12 protein-coding genes are annotated in these 19555 nt (G+C 41.4%); 5 read left to right on the forward strand and 7 right to left on the reverse strand.

What is annotated here, in order from left to right; genetic code table 11:
* Nucleotides 1–104 precede the first annotated feature (104 nt).
* Entirely contained in the window at nt 105–1277 is a 1173-nt protein-coding gene (speY, locus tag G1O98_RS16625) for a deoxyhypusine synthase (RefSeq protein ID WP_163929815.1), read from the reverse strand.
* Nucleotides 1278–1527: 250 nt separating this feature from the next.
* Between speY and G1O98_RS16630 the strand changes: the two genes are divergently transcribed.
* The gene (locus G1O98_RS16630; protein ID WP_012408196.1) at nt 1528–2412 is read left to right on the forward strand and encodes a ParA family protein; all 885 of its coding nucleotides are present in this window, start codon (nt 1528–1530) and stop codon (nt 2410–2412) included.
* A gap of 234 nt (nt 2413–2646) precedes the next feature.
* Nucleotides 2647–6030, forward strand: a complete 3384-nt coding sequence (locus G1O98_RS16635; RefSeq protein WP_163929816.1) for an EAL domain-containing protein — start codon at nt 2647–2649, stop codon at nt 6028–6030.
* A gap of 74 nt (nt 6031–6104) precedes the next feature.
* Here G1O98_RS16635 and G1O98_RS16640 read toward each other — a convergent pair whose 3' ends face one another.
* The 3 genes from G1O98_RS16640 to G1O98_RS16650 form a co-directional block, all read right to left on the reverse strand.
* On the reverse strand, nt 6105–7259 hold the full coding sequence (locus tag G1O98_RS16640; RefSeq protein WP_163929817.1) for a histidine decarboxylase: 1155 nt from the start codon (nt 7257–7259) through the stop codon (nt 6105–6107).
* A gap of 549 nt (nt 7260–7808) precedes the next feature.
* Nucleotides 7809–10685 (reverse strand): isoleucine--tRNA ligase, encoded by a 2877-nt coding sequence (ileS, locus tag G1O98_RS16645; RefSeq protein WP_163929818.1) that lies wholly within the window; start codon nt 10683–10685, stop codon nt 7809–7811.
* 572 nt (nt 10686–11257) lie between these two features.
* Nucleotides 11258–11695 (reverse strand): hypothetical protein, encoded by a 438-nt coding sequence (locus G1O98_RS16650; RefSeq protein ID WP_163929819.1) that lies wholly within the window; start codon nt 11693–11695, stop codon nt 11258–11260.
* 177 nt (nt 11696–11872) lie between these two features.
* On the opposite strand from G1O98_RS16650, the gene G1O98_RS16655 reads away from it, so the two are divergent.
* The 3 genes from G1O98_RS16655 (at nt 11873) to G1O98_RS16665 (ending at nt 13249) form a co-directional block, all read left to right on the forward strand.
* Nucleotides 11873–12100, forward strand: coding sequence for a hypothetical protein (locus G1O98_RS16655; RefSeq protein ID WP_163929820.1), 228 nt, complete (start codon nt 11873–11875; stop codon nt 12098–12100).
* 256 nt (nt 12101–12356) lie between these two features.
* Nucleotides 12357–12725, forward strand: coding sequence for a cyclic nucleotide-binding domain-containing protein (locus G1O98_RS16660; protein WP_163929821.1), 369 nt, complete (start codon nt 12357–12359; stop codon nt 12723–12725).
* A 158-nt stretch (nt 12726–12883) separates the two neighbouring features.
* Nucleotides 12884–13249, forward strand: coding sequence for a Lin0512 family protein (locus G1O98_RS16665; RefSeq protein WP_175586713.1), 366 nt, complete (start codon nt 12884–12886; stop codon nt 13247–13249).
* A 39-nt stretch (nt 13250–13288) separates the two neighbouring features.
* Here G1O98_RS16665 and G1O98_RS16670 read toward each other — a convergent pair whose 3' ends face one another.
* The 3 genes from G1O98_RS16670 to G1O98_RS16680 all read right to left on the reverse strand — a co-directional run bounded on the left by G1O98_RS16670 (nt 13289) and on the right by G1O98_RS16680 (nt 19353).
* On the reverse strand, nt 13289–13996 hold the full coding sequence (locus tag G1O98_RS16670) for a PIG-L deacetylase family protein (RefSeq protein ID WP_163929823.1): 708 nt from the start codon (nt 13994–13996) through the stop codon (nt 13289–13291).
* Nucleotides 13997–14064: 68 nt separating this feature from the next.
* The gene (locus G1O98_RS16675) at nt 14065–16074 is read right to left on the reverse strand and encodes a glycosyltransferase family 2 protein (RefSeq protein ID WP_163929824.1); all 2010 of its coding nucleotides are present in this window, start codon (nt 16072–16074) and stop codon (nt 14065–14067) included.
* A 504-nt stretch (nt 16075–16578) separates the two neighbouring features.
* Nucleotides 16579–19353, reverse strand: coding sequence for a DUF3131 domain-containing protein (locus tag G1O98_RS16680; protein ID WP_163929825.1), 2775 nt, complete (start codon nt 19351–19353; stop codon nt 16579–16581).
* Between the last annotated feature and the right edge of the window lie 202 nt (nt 19354–19555).

Below are 19555 nucleotides of genomic sequence, written 5' to 3' on the forward strand. Positions count from 1 at the left end.
GGGGCATGGGGCATGGGGCATTGGGCATGGGAAATAGAGAAGAGACTTGTTCAATAATTTCCCCTAATCCTTTCCTGCTCCCTGCTCCCTGCCTCCTCTACTCCCTACGTATTCGGAATCAGCCGCCCACAAGGATAAGTCGCTGTCTGCTTTTGGGCACTTTCAGCCACTGCTGCGGGAACCTGATCCGATGGTTGGGTTTTGGCTGCTAGATAGTCTTTTTGCAGTTTATCCAAAATGGCTTCTCGCTTATCGTAAACACGCTTCAGGGGACGAGGTTGGCACTTATTCAAGACGTATGCTGTTACCAGTGGTAAAGCGATCGTACTATCGGTATAACAAACAATTGTGTTAGGCAACTCTTCCGGGTCAATCTTACCCCAGCTAACGGCTTCTGATGGGGTTGCTCCAGACAAACCGCCTGTATCTGGACGTGCATCAGTAAACTGCACAAAGTAATCGTGTCCTCGTTCTTCTAGCCCTAATACCTCATGAAGTTGCGGTTGAGTTTGTAGTAAAAAGTTCTTAGGACTACCGCCACCGAGAATTACAGCCGCACTTTTACCGCCTGACTCACGGGCATTATATGCGATCGCAGCCGTTTCATTTACGTCAATTGATGGATCTAACACCAACTGCGAACCTTCCAAAGCCAAAGCCGCCACGTTCATCCCAATAGAGCTATCTCCTGGAGAAGACGTATATATAGGCACGCCATACTCATAAGCTGTAGCCAGCAAGCAGGAATGCTGCACACCCAGTTGCTTTTCTACTTCCCGAACATACTTACCTAGTAAATGGTGAAACTCAGCAGTTCCCATCCGCTTCTGAAACGCTTCCCCTTGTAAAATCTTGCGGATGAACGCATCGGTTTCTAGTAGCACATCGTAACCAAAGATAATGTCATAAATGCGAATAGTCCCTTCCTGACGCAGTTTCACATCATCCAAAAAAGGATTACCAGCAAAGAGTTCAAAACCCAAACCGTAATGCATATCATGGTAAAGATTTGCACCAGTGCTAATCATCCAATCAATAAAGCCATTACGAATTAAGGGTGCAAGCGCTGAAACCCCAAATCCTGCTGGTGTCATCGCACCAGAAAGGCTAACTCCGACAGTAACACCTTCGGTTAGCACATCACGACTCAGAAGTTGGCAGATTTCCCGCAACCGCGCTGAGTTATAAGCAGTGAAGTATTGATCGATCAAATCCACTACATTGATATCATTTGATATAGGTGTAGGTGCAATTTTTTGACCCAGCTGTTTAGACATTTTGGCACTCCCGAACAGTAAACACGCCGAATCTAATGTTATCTAGCTTTCAACCAAAGTGATAGCAATTTAAATAGTACAGCAGGTAAATCCACCCACGGCACGGAGAAGTAGTCATTTCCCTCTGCTCCCTTCCCCCCTTCCTCTTCGTTGAGTTCCCAAAAATATTAAATTTAATGGAAGATTTAATAAATCGAGAGAGGTGTACGCTACCTAGATGTGAAGAATGCGTCAACAGAGGACTCAACCAATGGGATATGTAATTGCTACTGCAAACATGAAAGGTGGCGTTGGTAAAACTACCCTCACCGTCAACTTAGCTACCTGTTTAGCTAAAAATCATGGCAAGCGGGTGCTTGTCCTTGATTTAGATAGCCAAATTAGCGCCACACTCAGTTTGATGTCGCCTTTAGATTTTGCCAAGCGCCGTAAACAAAGCAAGACATTTAGGTATCTGATCGACGAAGTTATCAATCCAGACCCACAAGCAAAACTCACAATTCAAGATATCATTCAATCCCAGGTTTGTAATCTTCCCGGACTGGATTTATTACCAGGAGATATCGACTTATATGATGAATTTGTTGTATCAGAAATGCTACATCAACAAGCAACTGCATTAGGAGAACAGGACTTTGAGACGATTTGGAATCGCTTTGAAAGAGTGCTGATTAATAACATTTTAAAACCAGTCCGTCAAGAATATGATTTTATCCTTCTCGATTGTGCCCCTGGATATAATTTATTGACTCGTAGCGCTTTAGCTGCCAGCGATTTCTACATACTTCCGGCGAAACCAGAACCCTTATCTGTAGTGGGTATTCAACTACTAGAAAGACGTATCGCCCAATTGAAAGACAGTCATGGACATGAAACAAAAATAGATATAAAAATGCTGGGAATTGTATTCAGCATGTCTACTGCTAACCTTCTCACTGGCAGATACTATAAACAAGTGATGCACCGCGTTGTCGAAGATTTCGGGGTAGAGAAAATTTGTAAAGTACAAATACCAGTTGATGTCAATGTTGCTAAGGCTGTTGATAGTTTTATGCCAGCTGTTTTAAATGCTCCCCAATCAGCTGGATCAAAAGCATTTTTTCAGTTAACTCAGGAGTTGTTGCAAAAGCTATAAAGACCTAATCAGTAAGCTAATGAGGGTAATATAGCAGTCTTAAATCATTCATTAAAAATTAGATCCCCGACTTCATAAAAGTTGCCGGGGATCTGGACAGCACGAATTTTCATAAATTAGATAGTATTGCTATAAGTAAGTTATCTTTTATATAAGTTCAGCACTTATACGGAAGCTATATGCAGCGAGATTCGGCTATTGAGTGAGAAGGTCAGTAAATCTTACTAAGAAACAATGCTTACTCAAAATTCTATACCGACAGAGAAAAATCAGAACTTGGTAATACGTTTACCACGGACTCTGAGTTATCTCGAAACCTGGGGCTTTGGCTTAACGGGTCATGTGGGATGGATTGGTACTGCCCCTATTATTCATGCGGCGTTAGGGCCTAAAGCGATTTTAGTTTGGTTTGTTGGCACGATTATTTCCTTTTTACTGAACTTGCAGGTGCAAAGTCTAGGTAGACGTTGGCCAGATGTCGCTGGAGGAACACCGAATTATACCACAAGGCTATTAAAAAATTTTCCTGGCTTAGGTCGTTACGTAGCATTAGGATACTTTTTTAGCTGGGCAGCAGCACCGGCACTGTATGCGATTATTCTCACAGACTTAATTAAAGTCAATTTTGGAACATTAGGTATTTCTTGTCCAGAAACTTTATTAAAAGTTTTATTTACAGCTATTCCTTTTATTTTAGCGTTCAGTGGCACTCGTGCTTTAGCGCTCTTGCATTTATTTTTTGTATTCCCAGCAATTTTATTACTGCTTTTGTTTTCTATTGAAGGCGTTTTATGGTTAGTCTTCTCAACTGCTAGTTTTAAATTTATCTCAACCAGCACACATACTATAAGCTTTGAAGAATGGGCTAAGTGGTTTTTTCTGGCTAGCTATTCAATTTATGCTTGTGAAACCACTTCTTCTTTTGTAGCTGATAGCCACCATCCGTATAAAACTTTAAGCTTCTTAACCGTAGCTGCTTGGCTAATTCCTCCAGTCTTTTTAGGTGGTTCTTGGGTATTAATGTGTTCGGGTCAAAATCCTACAATAGGTGACGATGCGTTCTTAAATCTGGTAGCAGCGTCTAAGCCTTTTTGGGGTGAATCTGCCTCTTTTCTAGCAACACTTTTGATTACTGTATCTTGTCTTTTAAGTTCTGCTACGGCAGTTTCCAATTCTCCTCGGATATTATATCAACTTGCCTTGGACAGACAGATTTCTCCCATATTTGCATTAGTTTCCCGTCAAGGTGTCCTTGGGCCTGCTATCTTTGTTACCTTTTTAATCAGTTTGCTGTGTCTAAATTTGGGAAATGTATCTCAACTTGTCACAGTAGCAGGCACCTGTTATTTAATGTCCATTATGGGGTTACATCTGGGATTATGGCTGTGTCGAGGAAAACCCCAGGTGTTATGGCCTTGGTGGTCACTTGGTTTTTTCTGTTTAGAAGCGGTAGTTCTAATAGTAGGAGGTTTAGCTTGGAATTGGAGAGATTTTTCAGTGGGATTATTATTACCCATTGTTCTGATGATAGGAGATGTCGGGCTACGTCGCTTAAGATTTGCGCCACTAGAGTTGGAATGGTGGACACAGCGTTACTATACTCGGTCTAGCACAAACAATTCAGACTTTCTGATACTACAGGTGATTGTCCTAGTATCATTAATTTGTATTACTGCTACAAGCAGTTGGGTTATCCGCGATTTATTAGGTAAAGTTTCTGATAATCCTCAAAATTCTTTACTAGCTATTCTGTTAGTAACGCTTTCTTTGATTGGAGTAGCGATCGCTTGCTGGACAACTCTACCACAAATCGTTGCTATTGATGAAGCACGCAAACAAGCTAAAAGCCTATTTATCACTACTCTCGATACCGTTCCAGATACTGTTTTAGTCTTAGATGAAAACGGTAAAATTTGTCAAACAAATGCTGCGGCTGAAGAATTATTTCAAACACACTCTCAGGAGCTGCTTGGGAAAAACTTGAATCAACTCTTAGTATGTTATCACGGTAAACCAAAGCAATGGTCTATCAGAACTGAGCAAACTTTAAAAATAAACCAAGGTCTAAGAATTGTTGAATCGACTATTTCACAGCCATTTAATTCTCAGCTAAGGGAGTATGTTGTTATTATCCGTGACATCACTAAACGGAAGTTAGTAGAGGAAGAATTAATCCAATATCGTTATCAGCTTGAGCAACTGGTTCTAGAACGTACTGTTGAACTTATCAGAGTAAATCAACAACTAGAACAAGACATTATCAAGCGCCAACAAGCACAAGAGCAACTACTTCACAATAGTCTTCATGATGGGCTAACCGGATTACCTAATCAACGATTATTTATGGAGCGAGTGCAGCAGGCAATAGAACGTACCAAACAGCACAATAATTATTTATTTGCCGTACTCTTCTTAGACCTAGACCGCTTTAAAGTTGTTAACGACAGTCTGGGACATCTACTAGGAAATCAACTTTTGATTGCAATTTCCCATCGGCTAAAGTCAGTTCTGCGAGGCGGAGACATAGTTGCCCGTTTTGGTGGAGACGAGTTCACCATCTTAATTGAGGACATTGAGGATATTGACATCGCCATACAGGTAGCCGAGCGAATTAAAAATGTACTAGCTTTGCCATTTCAATTAAATGAGCATCTGGTATTTACTAATGCTAGTATTGGCATCGCTTTAAGTAAGCCAGATTATGAACAATCAGCGCATATTCTCCGCGATGCCGATGTTGCAATGTACCGCGCCAAATCACTTGGTAAAGCACGCTATGAGGTCTTTGACCAAAAGATGTACGAGGGTGCATCTTTGCTATTAGAGTTAGAAACTGCTCTGCGAAATGCACTGCTCAAACAAGAAGAATTTCGCCTTGATTACCAGCCAATTATTTCACTTATAACTGGCAAAATTATTGGATTTGAGGCCCTGATACGTTGGTATCATCCAGAACGAGGTCTTATTTCCCCTCAAGAGTTTATTCCTCTGGCTGAGGAAACTGGAATGATTGTTAGTATTGGGCAATGGGTGCTTTCTGAAGCCTGTCAGCAAATGCACAGATGGCATCAACAATTTCCTAGCTCGCTACCTCTGACAATTAGCGTTAATTTTTCTGGGAAACAAATAACGCAACCCGATGTGTTTAAACAAGTTAAACATATTTTGCAAGAAACTGGACTGGAGCCATGCAGTTTGAAGTTGGAGATTACTGAAACCCTGTTGATGGATAATTTTGAATTAGCTACCACCGTACTTTCCCAGTTAACAGAGCTAAATGTCGAGATGCACATGGATGATTTTGGAACTGGTTATTCATCCTTGAGTTATCTACACCGCCTACCTATCAAAACCCTGAAGATTGACCGCTCTTTCGTCACTAATATAGGTAGTCGAGGAGAAAATTTAGAAATTGTAAGAGCGATTGTGACATTAGCTCATAATCTCAATATGTCTGTTACAGCAGAAGGCATAGAAACTGTAGAACAATTAGCACAATTGAAGGCGTTACAATGTGATTATGGACAAGGGTATTTTTTCTTACCACCGATGGAAAGTGTAGAAGTAGAAATGCTACTTGCTGCTAACTTGTGTTACAAAAACTTTTTAAATAGATAAGTTGTTTGGTATCTAATTCTGTTTGGAGAAACAACTTGTAAAATTGAAAAATCAATTATACTTGAGAATCTTCATTAGTGTTGTAGTACTGGCTGTAGCTGAAAATCTTCTGCGTTATTAACTAACCCTTCTTCTAATAATAGTTCATTAATAAAAATATCAATTTTCTCTCGACCAATATTCTGCATGACTATCATGTGTGCCGAGTTTTCAAAAACTGCTAATTGCCACTTTTTAATTAACCTTTGAGAAGGTTTTTGAAAAACTACTGTGTTGGAAAAATTATTTAACATACATGGATATTCTCTGATTTGAAGTTGTTGAAAAAGATATTGAGCATTATAAATACAGGTCTTAGCCTCTTTAGCTAATCCATCATAACCTCTTGTTTGTACTGCATACCAGAGAATTAGGGGAGTATGACCATTTCTAGATCCCAGAATAGTTGTATCTTTTGAACCAATATATTCAATTTCTGTTTCAACTTTTTCTACCCATTTTTTCTTAGTTAAAACTACACCACAAGGTAAGGGAGAACCAATGAATTTAGCAGAAATAGCTACACTATCTATCGGTTTTTGAAAATTCACTTGCGGAGCGCCATCTAAAAACGGTAATATTAACCCTGAAAGTGCAGCATCACAATGAATGTAGTAATCTTTAATCTGATTGCGCTCTAAAATTTCTAGAACTTTGTCTAAGTTATCAATTGCACCTTTGACAGTAGTTCCAATATTTAAATTGATGATAGCTGGATAACGACGATTTTCACTAAGTAGTTGTTCAAAATGGTCATAATTCATTTCTCCATGAATTTGCGAATTCACAACATTATGTTGAATGCGGAATAATTTCGCGGCTTTGGGAATTGAGTAATGAGAGTCTTGTGATGAGTAAAGAATCCCATTAGGGTAGATTTCTCTTGCTAAGAAAATTCCATATAAATTACCTTCAGTTCCACCAGCAGTAACATAACCCCAAAACTGATTTTCTGGAATTTTATAGAGGTGAGCAAAAAAAGATAATACTTCTTGCTCAAACTTACGGGAATGGAGACCAAAATCTGGCTCAATATATGGGTCTCCAGCATTATTTAACAGATGATTGAAAAATTTCCCGATCGCACTGTAATCACAACTTAAATTATACGGATAGCCTGCATGAAACTGCGATCGCTGTTCTATTTGCAGCAAAAAATCTGCCAACTCTTTAGCAACTTTATGTGACATATCTTTGTATCTCTTGAATTTTGATTAAGTTAATGGATGTTTTAATCGAAAATTTACGTATTAATCCATACCTTTATATTTTCTTTATAAGACTGAGATATGCTTCTATACATGAAAAGAATACGGTGAAAGTACTTAGTCTGCTTCAGTAAAAACACCTGATTTTTTTCTTATAAGTATATAACCCTTAGAAATTACTTGCTTTACAAAAACACCATAATATGTATTAAGTAAAATATCTTTTTTAGGCGGTGACTACAAACTGATTTAACGTGAATTCTACGGATGTGTCTATGTCATTACAGACCTCTCCTTGGTTTCAATACTTCTCGGTTAAAGGTTAAAGGGGAAGGGGCAAAGGGAAAGAAAAAACCTTTAACCCTTCCCCTTTAACCTTTTCCCAAAACCTGATTCTGAATTAAAAATGCTTAACCGAGAAGTATTGTCCTTGGTTTTACTACACAAAATTTTCCCTCTCCGAGTTGGAGAGGGAAAGGCTTGAACTTTATTTCAAGGTAGGGAGAGGTTCGTTGAACTCAGATATATTTACTAGAACTCTCCTGCTAAGGCTGCAACACACCGTTCGCAAATTAAGGGGTGTTCTGCTGATTCTCCCACATGAGTAGAGTAGTTCCAACAGCGATCGCACTTTTGCCCATCTGCTTTGACTACAGCAATTGTCCAGTCTTCCGTCTGCGCTGCATATTCTAATCCTTGCAACCCCTCGGCAGAATCTAATAATTCCACCTGGGAAGTCAGCAATAAATACCGCAGTTCGTCAATCCCGTTACCCTTAACCGGGTTAAAGGCTTTGATAGCATCGCCTAATTGTTTGTGAGGGATATGAATCAAAGCTTTCGCTTCTAGGGAAGAACCAATGAGTTTTTCTATCCTGGCTTGTTCTAACACCTTATTCACATCGGTGCGAAGTTGTCGCAGCGCTGACCAAAATTCCGCTAATTCTGGATTACGCCATTTTTCCTCTACCTGTATCCAACCGGCTTCAAACACTGATTTGTAAGGTGTTTTATAAGGGAGATATTGCCAGATGTCTTCGGCGGTGTGGCATAACACTGGTGCGATCGCTCGTGCTAAATTATCTAAGGCTATTTTTAGCACCGTTTGGCAACTGCGACGGCGGAAAGCATCCTTTGCACTGATGTACAGCCTATCTTTGGCTACATCTAAATAAAAGTTGGATAAATCCACCACGCAGAAATTCTGCACAGTTTGGAAAAAGCGGAAGAATTGGAAACTATCAAAGGCTTCCGTGACTTCCTCAAACACTTCGGTGATGCGGTGCAGCATATAACGGTCAAGTTCTGGCAATTCCTCGAAGGGAACTGTATCTTTTTCTGGGTCAAAATCATCCAAGCTACCCAACAAAAACCGCGCTGTGTTGCGAATTTTGCCTCTAACATCATTCATCTGCTTGATGATGTTTTTACCAATGCGGACATCGCCGGAGTAGTCTACCGATGATACCCACAATCTCAAGACATCTGCACCGTAAGCCGGTTCTACTTTTTGATTTTTTCCGCCTTCAATGATTGTATTTGGGTCAACCACATTTCCTTCTGACTTACTCATCTTTCGCCCTTGTTCGTCCAAAGCGAAGCCGTGAGTTAGCACAGTTTTGTAAGGTGCAATGTCATTTACCGCTACACTGGTGAGCAAGCTTGACTGAAACCAACCACGATGTTGGTCGGAACCTTCCAAATATATATCAGCAGGGTAGCGTAACTCTGGACGCTGTTGGACGACAGCTGCCCAAGATGAGCCAGAATCAAACCATACATCCATTGTGTCTGTACCTCTGCGGTAAGACTTACCATTATTACGATAGGATTCTGGTAATAATTCCTCAACGGATAATTCCCACCAAGCATCGGAACCTTTTTCGGCGATAATTCCTTGGACGTGGTTGATAATTTCTTCATTCAGCAGTGGTTCACCCGTGGCTTCGTCGTAGAAAACGGGAATGGGTACACCCCAACTCCGTTGACGGGAGATACACCAATCGGAACGTTCCGCCACCATTGGCGTGATGCGATTTTCACCTTGGGCTGGAATCCATTTTACAGTTGCGATCGCCTTTAGTGCTTCTTCTCTAAATCCTTCCACGGAAGCAAACCATTGTTCAGTAGCGCGGAAAATCGTCGGCTTCTTCGTCCGCCAATCATAAGGATATTTGTGGGGATATGCTTCTTCCTTCAGCAAAGAACCAGCCGCAGCCAGTGCATCAATCACCGCCTGATTCCCATCACCCAGCACATTCAACCCAGCAAATTCTCCCGCCTCTTGGGTAAAATTGCCGTTGTCATCCACTGGTGCAAGGATGGGTAAACCGTAACGCTGACCAACAATGTAATCTTCTTGACCATGACCTGGTGCGGTATGTACCAACCCAGTACCCGATTCAGTAGTGATATAATCACCGCCGACAACAATTGGGCTTTCACGGTCAAATAGAGGATGACGATAAGTAGTATGTTCTAAGTCATTCCCCTTAAAGGTGGCTTTGAGAGTTAACTCAAGTCCCAACGTTGAAGATAACCGTTCGACCAAATCAGCAGCAACGATGAGGTATTTAAAATTGCTCTGCGCCTCTGACTGGGAAACCTCCACCACTGCATAGTTCAAATCTGCATTCACTGCTACCGCCAAATTCCCCGGAATTGTCCAAGGTGTGGTTGTCCAAATAGCAACACCCAAATCTGGCAGATATTCCGCCAACAGTGGTTTTACAGCTTCCGCCAAACTTGTAACTGGAAAAGCTGCATAGATACTGCGGGAAACGTGACCTTCTGGATATTCCAACTCAGCTTCAGCTAAAGCGGTTTTAGAGCTAGGACTCCAGTGAACTGGCTTCAAACCGCGATAGATGTAGCCTTTTAAGAACATCTGACCAAACACACCAATTTGAGCCGCTTCATATTCCGGCTTCAGAGTTAGATAAGGGTTGTCCCAATCACCCCAAATACCATAGCGTTTAAAATTTTGGCGCTGGTTATCTACCGTAGCTAGTCCAAATTCTTTCGCTTTCTGCCGCAGTTGTAAAGGCGTTAAATTTTGCCGTTCTGCTGACTTCATGTTCTGCAAAACTTTTAACTCAATTGGCAAACCGTGACAATCCCAACCAGGAACGTAGCGAACTTTACGCCCTCGTAACATTTGGTAGCGATTAATAATATCTTTGAGAATTTTATTTAAGGCATGACCAATATGGAGTGAGCCATTAGCGTAGGGAGGCCCATCGTGCAGTATAAATAATTCGCCGGGGTTACTTTCAAAGAGGCGATCGTAAATTTTATTTTCTTCCCAAAATTTTTGGATTTCAGGCTCGCGCTTGATGGCGTTTGCCCGCATATCAAAGCTAGTCTTGGGTAGGTTTACAGTATCTTTGTAACTTCCTGATTCGGTCACAGTCTCATGCCTAGAATTAGGTGTGCAGGTTTTATCAATTATAGAAGATAGCCTGAAAACCAAAATTCGCTTTTTGAGAGCGAGTTTGATAAACCTCTCCCTACCTTGAATTTTCGATAATAAAGTTGCAAATATAAAGATAGGACTTTTCCACAAGAGCGTAGGGCGTGTTTTCAAAGTCTTAGATCCCCCCAACCCCCCTTAAAAAGGGGGGCAAAGAGTCTCTTAAAGTCCCCCTTTTTAAGGGGGATTTAGGGGGATCTAAAAAGTTAGGAGGCTAAACAAATAGTTTGAAAACACGCCCTACGCCTAGCCCGCCACATCGCTACTATAAAATTCAGATGGATTAAAGGTCAATACGTTTGGGTTAAGGCTAGCAGTCTTTGTCAAGGTCATTTTTTTTACGAACCGCAGAGGCGCAGAGGACACAGAGAAAAGAAAGAGAAGGAAAAAATTGCTTAATTGAACTGTATTGGATTAAAGGTAGGTTGGGTTGACGTAAGGAAACCCAACTTACATTTAATGCACAAATTTAAGCTTGACACGGTACTAAATTTATGCACTAAAGCGGATTATTGCAGTAAAGGAGTTGTGCTTTTACCGTTAGTTGACACATTCGCAATTGCAGCTTGAGCCGGTTGAGTAGCAAGAACCGCTACAACTGGAGCAACTTTTGAACTAGATTTTTTATTTCTTTTTCCATTAGATCCGCCAGCTTTGGAATACTCTATACTGTTTCTGCCATAGATAGTTGCAACTCCACTTAGCATTCGTTCAGACATTTCGGAAAGGGCTTTATCCATCTGGGTTATTGTCTTACGCGATTCTTCAAGATTGGATACAAGCGTGTTATGAGCTTCTAGCGTCGAACGTGTAGTGTTGATAAGGTGGTTGTAGGCTTCGATGGTTAATCCATGTCCTAAATCCAGGTTTTCATCAACGGATTTAAGCAAGGCGAGACGAAGTTGGGCTTTGTCAACAGCAGCAGAACCACGAGTTCTTAAAGACATGAGATATCCTTTTTTTTAAGAATTCCTTTTTCAACATAGTGGAGTATCCTTTTGCCTGAGATGGGTAGTTTTGTGGATTTATTTCGTTGAGCTTTTAATGAAATAATTACGAGTTTGTCTGTATTTTTACTCATTTTCCATATCGATTTGCTGTCTGAAAATAAGTGCAACCAGCAAATGCGAACGCAATATCAACAAATGCGATCGCTATATCAGCAAATGCAAACTCCGAATCAACAAATGCGATCGCTATATCAGCAAATGCGAACTCCGAATCAACAAATGCGATCGCTATATCAGCAAATGCGATTGCTGAATCAACAAACGCGATCGCTATATCAGCAAATGCGATCGCTGAATCAACAAACGCGATCGCCAAATCAGCAAATGCGATCGCCACAATAACATGATAGGAAACTAGAACATCTAATTCCCTCCCCTTTATAAGCTATGGTGTATACACCGTAGCTCCGACTCAGAGAGAGACGGTTTTGCCTGCCTAGTAAAACCAGGGAAGGGTATTTAGGCGATTAGGAGACTAATCAGGAATTTTGTGGAGATTGAGTGAGAGTTAATCAACATAAAGTAGTATACTTTTTTGGGTTCGCCTAAAGCTATCAAAAAGTTTCGTCTAAAAACCAAGAATTTTGGGGTTGCTCTAATGCTAAGTCCTGTAATAACAGTCAGTATATTTCAAAAACAACCCACTCCTGAAGCATTCTCAGCAGGTGAAGTCATCTTTGAAGAAGGACAGTCTGGTGATAGTATGTACGGCATTCTGGAAGGAGAGGTAGAGATAGTAGTTAATGGCAAGGTTGTAGAAACTATTGAGCAGGGCGAAGTTTTTGGTGCTGGAATACTTGTAGGAATAAAAAATAGAAATTACACAGCTATTGCCAAGGTGGATACTAAACTAGGTTTTCTTGATCAAGAAGGGTTTCTCTTTGCCGTTCAGGAAACACCTATGTTTGCCATACAGGTGATGAAAAGTTACTCAGAGCGTCTTAGTCGCTTACAACGTCTGGTCTAAAGGAGGCAGTTCTTGTTGGAGGCAGAAGTTTGGCTCTTATCCTAGGACTTTGCGTGAAGGGTCATTGTAAGGAAGAGATGCAGTATTCCAACTGAGCCTTCTGTCCTCACTACAGCTGCCTTTGGTGGTGAAAGGTGGAGAATTTACCGGAGGTAGTAATGGTGCGTAAACGGTTGATTATTGAGATGGGGATGGGAATAGATCAGCATGGACAAGAACCTACAGTAGCAGCATCTAGGGCGGTACGGAATGCGATCGCTCACAATGCTTTACCTGGTGTTTGGGAAGTTGCAGGTTTAAGCCATCCCAATGAAATGATTATAGAAGTTCAGGTAGCAGTGCCATATCCAGAACAAGTTAGAGAAGAAGAGGTACTAGCTGTCCTACCATTTGGTCGGAAAACTCTTACCGTAGAATCTGGGGGAATGATAGTTCAAGGACGGGCCATTCCTGAACTCAACGATAAAAATGATGAAATGTTGATTGCGATCGCATCTGTTACAGTTTTGATCGAAAATGAGTAGTTGAGGTAAAAACCCAACGTTTATTTAATCAAATTACGATTAGCTGTGTTTAATTACTTGGTGATTATTAGCTATTGCGTAAAAAAAGCTAGCATCTACACATTGTCGGGAAATTTCAAAAGCTTCAAAGTAACCATCTTTTTGACCCAACTCTCGTGCCCAAAAACGAGATAGAACCAGTATGGCATCAAGTTGCATAAATGCTTTGTTTACCTCTGATTCATAACAACCGATAGCTGCAACTTTTTCCTCAATTACAGAAGTAATATCCACAAAAAAGTTGGGTTCAAAACCACGCAAAAAAACAGGCGGGGCTGAATACCACAAAGTTATGTTTTTGCGGGTAGCAACATTAGAAACTGCGATCGCACATACTTCATGATCTCTATGTCCATATTTTTCGGGTTGTGGTGCATGAGTAATAATTAGATCCGGTTGCCAACGCCCAATAGCTTCTTCAGTAACTTTAATCACTGCTTGAGTTGAAAAATTATACTCCTCAAGTGCATAAAACTCGTAAGTTGCACCGATGATTTTACCTGCGGCATCCGCTTCTTGATGACGTGTACCCTTAATAGGCGAACTGGAAAGACTGCCATCAGTCAAAATTAAGCAAAGAATATTCCATCCTGCTTTGGACATCAGACTGAGAGTGCCAGCAGCAGGTAGAACTTCATCATCAGCATGAGCATAAATTGTTAAGACAGTTCTTTGACCAAAATTTTTTGAGTCTGAATTAATGTTCATTACTTTTTTCTTTTTACATTGAATTTATCAGGGAGTTAATAGTTATTTTCCTTTTCCCTATGTCCCTCTTACGTTTCTTTTGGAGGTTGCCAAACAGAAGCGCGGATAATAGCAGACAAAAGTAACAAATTATAGATAGCCCATGCACCATTGAGTAGGTGAACCAAAGGATTATTTAGATGACCAATTGCAAAGCGATAAAGACTCCATAATATTCCCAGAATAGTGAGAACAAAGATAACTAACTGTGGCCAAACCAGCCTGAGATAAATACCAGACTGCCTCTGCTTAGGTGTGACTTGAAAATTGAGTTTTTGTCCTGTAAACACACTCCATACAGCTTGGATTAGCAGGGGGAATAAAGCAATCGCATATTGTTCAGAACGCCAAACTTCTGTAGCTGGAATGCCCCAGGTAGCTGCTAAGAACGTGAGACGGTTGATAATAAAAGCGGGGAAAAAGTGTATCGCAAAGTCAGACCCGTAGGTTTTAACTGGAACAATGTCCGTAAAAAAATAGATAATTGGACAAGAAATAAACACCAGAGTTGCAAAACCAGAGAAATAACTATACATCGTCTTAAAATATTGCAACCTTTGCCAAAATGTTAGCCCTGATTTTGTCAGTGGATTTTCTCTAACTAGTACTTGGATAGTTCCTTGTGCCCAGCGTAGTCGCTGCTTAAGAGTAGAACTCAGGTCATCTGGCGCTAAACCTTCTGCCAAAAGTTCATTGTGATAAATAGATTTCCAGCCAGCACTATGCAGACGCATGGCTGTATTCATATCTTCTGTAATGCTATTACTCGATACCCCACCAACTAAATCAAATTCATCTAAACGCTTTTCATCTTTGGCAAATTCATCAGCAAAATTTTGCAGTCCTACACTAACTAATGCCTCACGCCTCAATATCGCATTTGTGCCTGTATAGAACGCAGCATTCATGCCATCTTTGCCTTGTTGGAGTGGCCCATAAAATAAATTTGCTCGATGTCCAAAAGGATCGCCTGGAGGAATATTGTAAAAATCCTGGCGAGTCTGTACAAAAGCAATTTTATTCTGATCGTATCTTCCTGTTGAAATATTATATGTATAGAAATAAGGCACAACTCGCTTCAGAAAATTTTGCTTGGGAATGTGGTCGGCATCTAGAGTAACAATAAAATTTCCTGCCGTTTCCCCAGAAAAAATTGCGTAATTAATGTTGCCCGCTTTCGCATGATGCGCTACGCCAGGGGTTTTGGGACGAGCGATATACCGAAACCGGGAGAGTTCCAAAAGTTCGAGTTCTTTCTTACGAATAGTTTCCTCTAGGGCTTTCCGTTCGGTAGTGAGGCGATCGCGTAGCGTCTCTCCAAGAGAATTACTAATACCTTGATGAGTCGGAGATAACCAAAGAATAAATTGTCGCAGGCTTTGCACAAATTCCGTAGCCAACTGATTAACTACTGGTTCTGATGATGATGTTTGCAACCATTGTTCTGCGGCCTGAGTATTAGGTGTCAGATTTTCTAGTTCCTTTAAGCGCTGCAACAAATAAGAGTGTTCTGCATCAATCCGATTTGCTTCTTGTTGTAGTTGTGGTGACTGCAAATCTTCAATACACAATCTTTCTGTCATAGCCCGTATATCAGCCGAGTTACCATCATCCAGGACATAAACTCGTAACTTTGTTGGCGGATAATCCATTTTCAGAGCAGCTTTGGCAGTTTCCTCTACAATTTCCGGCGGTTCGTTGTAGCAGGTCACAAAGACATCTACTGTTGGCCATTCGGATCTGGGTAAAGGTGGGGTCATCTGGTCGAGAGACTTAATTTGTCGCACTAAAGGTCGCCATAACCCAATCACAAACATCACACCGCCGAAATAGCTATAAATTTCTGCTATCAACAAAGGAATAGAGATCCACAGTGCATCAAAATTGATGGAATGGGTGATGCGCCATTGCAAATACCAGATACCAAAAATTAAATTTATTTCTGCAAGATAGCGAAATAACAGCGTTCTTTTTTTGAGTAATGAGCGACTATTACCAGAAAACTTTGAGGAATTATCACTAATAGAAACTGAACTCATCTTAGTACTATTTTAGATTTTGGATTTTGGATTTTAGATTCGACTACGCTCAGTAACCATCAATGCTATAAGCGAGAACCAAGCTGATAGTATATGTTGCATCGCTTTTAGCGTCTCCCCTTGGGAGAAGAAAAAGATTTGGGTTTTGGGAACCAGGACTTCTGACAAGAGGAGGGAAATCCAGACCAATAGAACTAGGGAGTCCTGGAGGCTATTCCCGATGAAATGGGAAGCTCCGCCGTAAAGACTAGACAGAGCTTCCCACTTTATCTGCATTCCTTCAGAATAAGTATTCCCTAGTTGAATTCATTACTAACAACCTATTACCAACCCAACATTACTGCTAGTAGTCTGCCAACCCAAAAATGCTAAGTGAGGACTGGGGAAAGGGGAAAGGTTAAGGGATTTAAACCCTTTCCCCCTTACCCCTTACCCCGCCAAGTACACTTGGCGAACTGCTAGAGGACGCAGGCACGCATCTTTGCATTCCTGCGTCTGCTTCTCTCAATGTCGATCGCTAGCTGAAACCCAGTAACTGCCAGAACTATCAGAAATTAACTTAGTTTGTTGTTTGGCAGTGTTGGGTAGACCTCGCCCAGAATTTCCCTGACTAATTTCTTGCCACCAAGGAGATTTCATGTCATTTGTCGGACGAATTAGAGGTTGTTGATTCGTTACCTTGTACAGCAAGGATTGCAAAATCATACTGTTGGTGCTGCTGGTGAAACCAACTGCCGTTTTACCTGTGGCTTCATAGAAACCCTCATAAAATCCAGCTAATGGATTATATAAGTCAGTCGTTCCTTGCAGTAACTCTTGACTGTACTTGTTTTCTGGAAGCAGGGCATGATAGGCAAAAGCGACTACTGTACTTACCAATCGCCCTTTTGGTACAGGTTGACCGTCATCTCCTAAAGCCACCCAAGACTCACCTTTTCCAGTAATTGTGCTGTGGACAGTGTAAGGCTTACGATCAATCAAGGTGGTAGCTGAGGCTGTGAGGTTGCCGGTGCGACGATAACGTTCAGCTTGTGCTTGAAAAATTGGTTCAAAGAGCGATCGCATTTGTGGGTCTAGTCCAAACTCCAAAGCATAGAGTAAGAAAGGATTACTAACTGTGTATTGGTTTTTGGAGTTGCTATCTTTGCGGTGGCGTTGAATTGGCACTTTCACTCCCTCTACTAAGGCCGTTTGATATTCTCCGCCAACAGCAGAACCATTAACATTAAATCCCCATAATTGAAAAGCTCTAGCTGCATATTCTTCATATCCCAAGCGGGTTTCTGGGTTGACGCGGATCAGCGATCGCCCTTCTTGCTCTTTGGTGACAGTCGCACTGGATAGAATACCTTCGCGTACCACACGCAAGTATGACCAATCCAGCACAATTTTATCTACCGCAGCCGTGTATTCTGAATGACAGGTTTTTAAGTTGTAAAGTGCTGCCAGCATTCTACCTAAATCCAAAGCTGACCAGCCGTTTCCTTCTGGGGCTGGATTTCCACCGTAATCTACTAGTTGCAGCGATCGCGTATTATAACCCCGACCGGGTAACTCTCCAGCAAACAATGGTAACTTTGTCAGGGCTCCTAAAAGATGTCGGGTGCGCTGGTCAAATTCCTTGGGAGTAATTATATCGAGCGATCGCGCTGCATGGAGGGCTGCGAGGTAATCTCCTAGTCCCCAGAGGGTTGCGCCTTTGAAATCACTGCGATCGTCAATCAGCCCATTTTTGGAGTGATAATTCGCTTGAAAGTATCGCCAAGCCGCCTCTGCATAGCGCCGTTCAATCACCGACAGCGATCGATCTAGTTTGAGGTTAGATGATGATTGGGGACTATCTACCGGTGGAATAGGTGCAACGGCCACTTCTGTTGGTTTAGGAGTATCCGCAGGCGTTGCAGTAGGAGCCGTAACAGTAGAATTTGGTTGATTTGAGGGTGTTACAGGAGAAGCATTTTCACTGGGTTTGCCAGTAGACACACTCGCAGAACCAGAAGCAATTAAGGGGTGATTTCCCTTAGCTTTGTAGTATAAAATCTCCAAAATCAACCCATTAGTATTACCTGTCAAAGCTTTATTAGGCTGTTTGGATTCTTCATAGATACCAGCATAGTAACCACTATCATCAGGGCTACGGAGATCCTTGACAGCATCAAAAACTTTTTGAGCATAAGCATTCTCTGGAAAAAGATAGCGCCAACCAAAAGCAGCTTTGGTGCTGATGCTACGAAACTGTGGATAAGGTTGATTAGCATCCGTGATTGTTGCCCACTTTGCACCGTTGGCGTAGATGGTGTTGTAAAGAAAATAAGGCTTTTGGTCGATATTATCTTCTGTAACAGCAGTCAATTGCCCTGTGGTATCGTAACGCCGTTTTTGTACATCTAAAACCCTAGCAGCAAAATCAGCTAACTCACCTTGCAAGCCAAACTCAATTCCTTCAAGGATATAAGACTCACTAACAACGTAATTATTAGCGTTGGTGCTTTGAAAGTCACGGGTATCAACAGGAATTTGTACACCATTAATTTCAACTAACTTAAACGGTTCTAAAGAAATAGCTTTGGGTGCAGAAAAACCCCAAAGTCCATAACCTCTAGCGCCGTATTCTTCGTAGCCGAGTCGTCCTTCTTGTACCAATAACGTTTTGTTGTCTGGGAGAACAGTAGCGCCATAAAGTTGCCCATCTTTGAGCGATCGCGCCACTTGCCACTTCGCTACAATTCCTTTGAGCCAATCATTATATTGCGGATGACAGGTACGGATGACATCAAATGCTGCAAGTATTCGCCCGACATCCAAAGCAGACCAACCAATACCCCGCTCAAGGGGATTGTTGCCATAATCAACCATTTGTGCATTGGCTGCGTTATAGACTTTATTGGGCAAAGTATCCTCAAATAACTTTAAGCTGCTGAGAGTCGTTAAAAATTTGTTGAGACGAGCATCAAAATCTGCTTGGTCAGTGAGATTCAACCAGCGTGCAGCATTCAACGCCATCAGGTAGTTACCCATATCCCAGAGTGTACCAGAAGGATAACCCCCTGTAGAATTGGTAAATCCTGTTGCTGGCTGATAGTTTTTGACAAAATACTGCCAAGCACCACGAGCGTAAGTTTGTTCTTCAGGTGTCAGAGGGGCTGTAATATTGCTACAGCTATTGGAATTTTGGGATAAGACTGGTGTCGGGATGTAAAACAACAATTGCAGAAATGTCCCAACTAGGAACAATGCAATCCATCTCAACAGCTTTTGTTGAGGAGGTTTGTATATCATACGCAAAAAAGCAATTAGGAGTTAGGAGCGCATAGTGCGTCTGTACAGTTATATTCCTAAATCAAGATTTATGAGGTGTATTTATCGCTGATGATTTTTGAGATGGGGTGCGATCGCAAAATAAAAATAAGACCTGCACTTGGGAACTGTAACAGGGTCAATAAATCTGGTCATAGAAGGCGCGATCGCTCATACTAGATGT

Source organism: Nostoc sp. UIC 10630 (assembly GCF_010747425.1).
In the GTDB taxonomy this organism is placed as follows: Bacteria; Cyanobacteriota; Cyanobacteriia; order Cyanobacteriales; family Nostocaceae; genus Nostoc.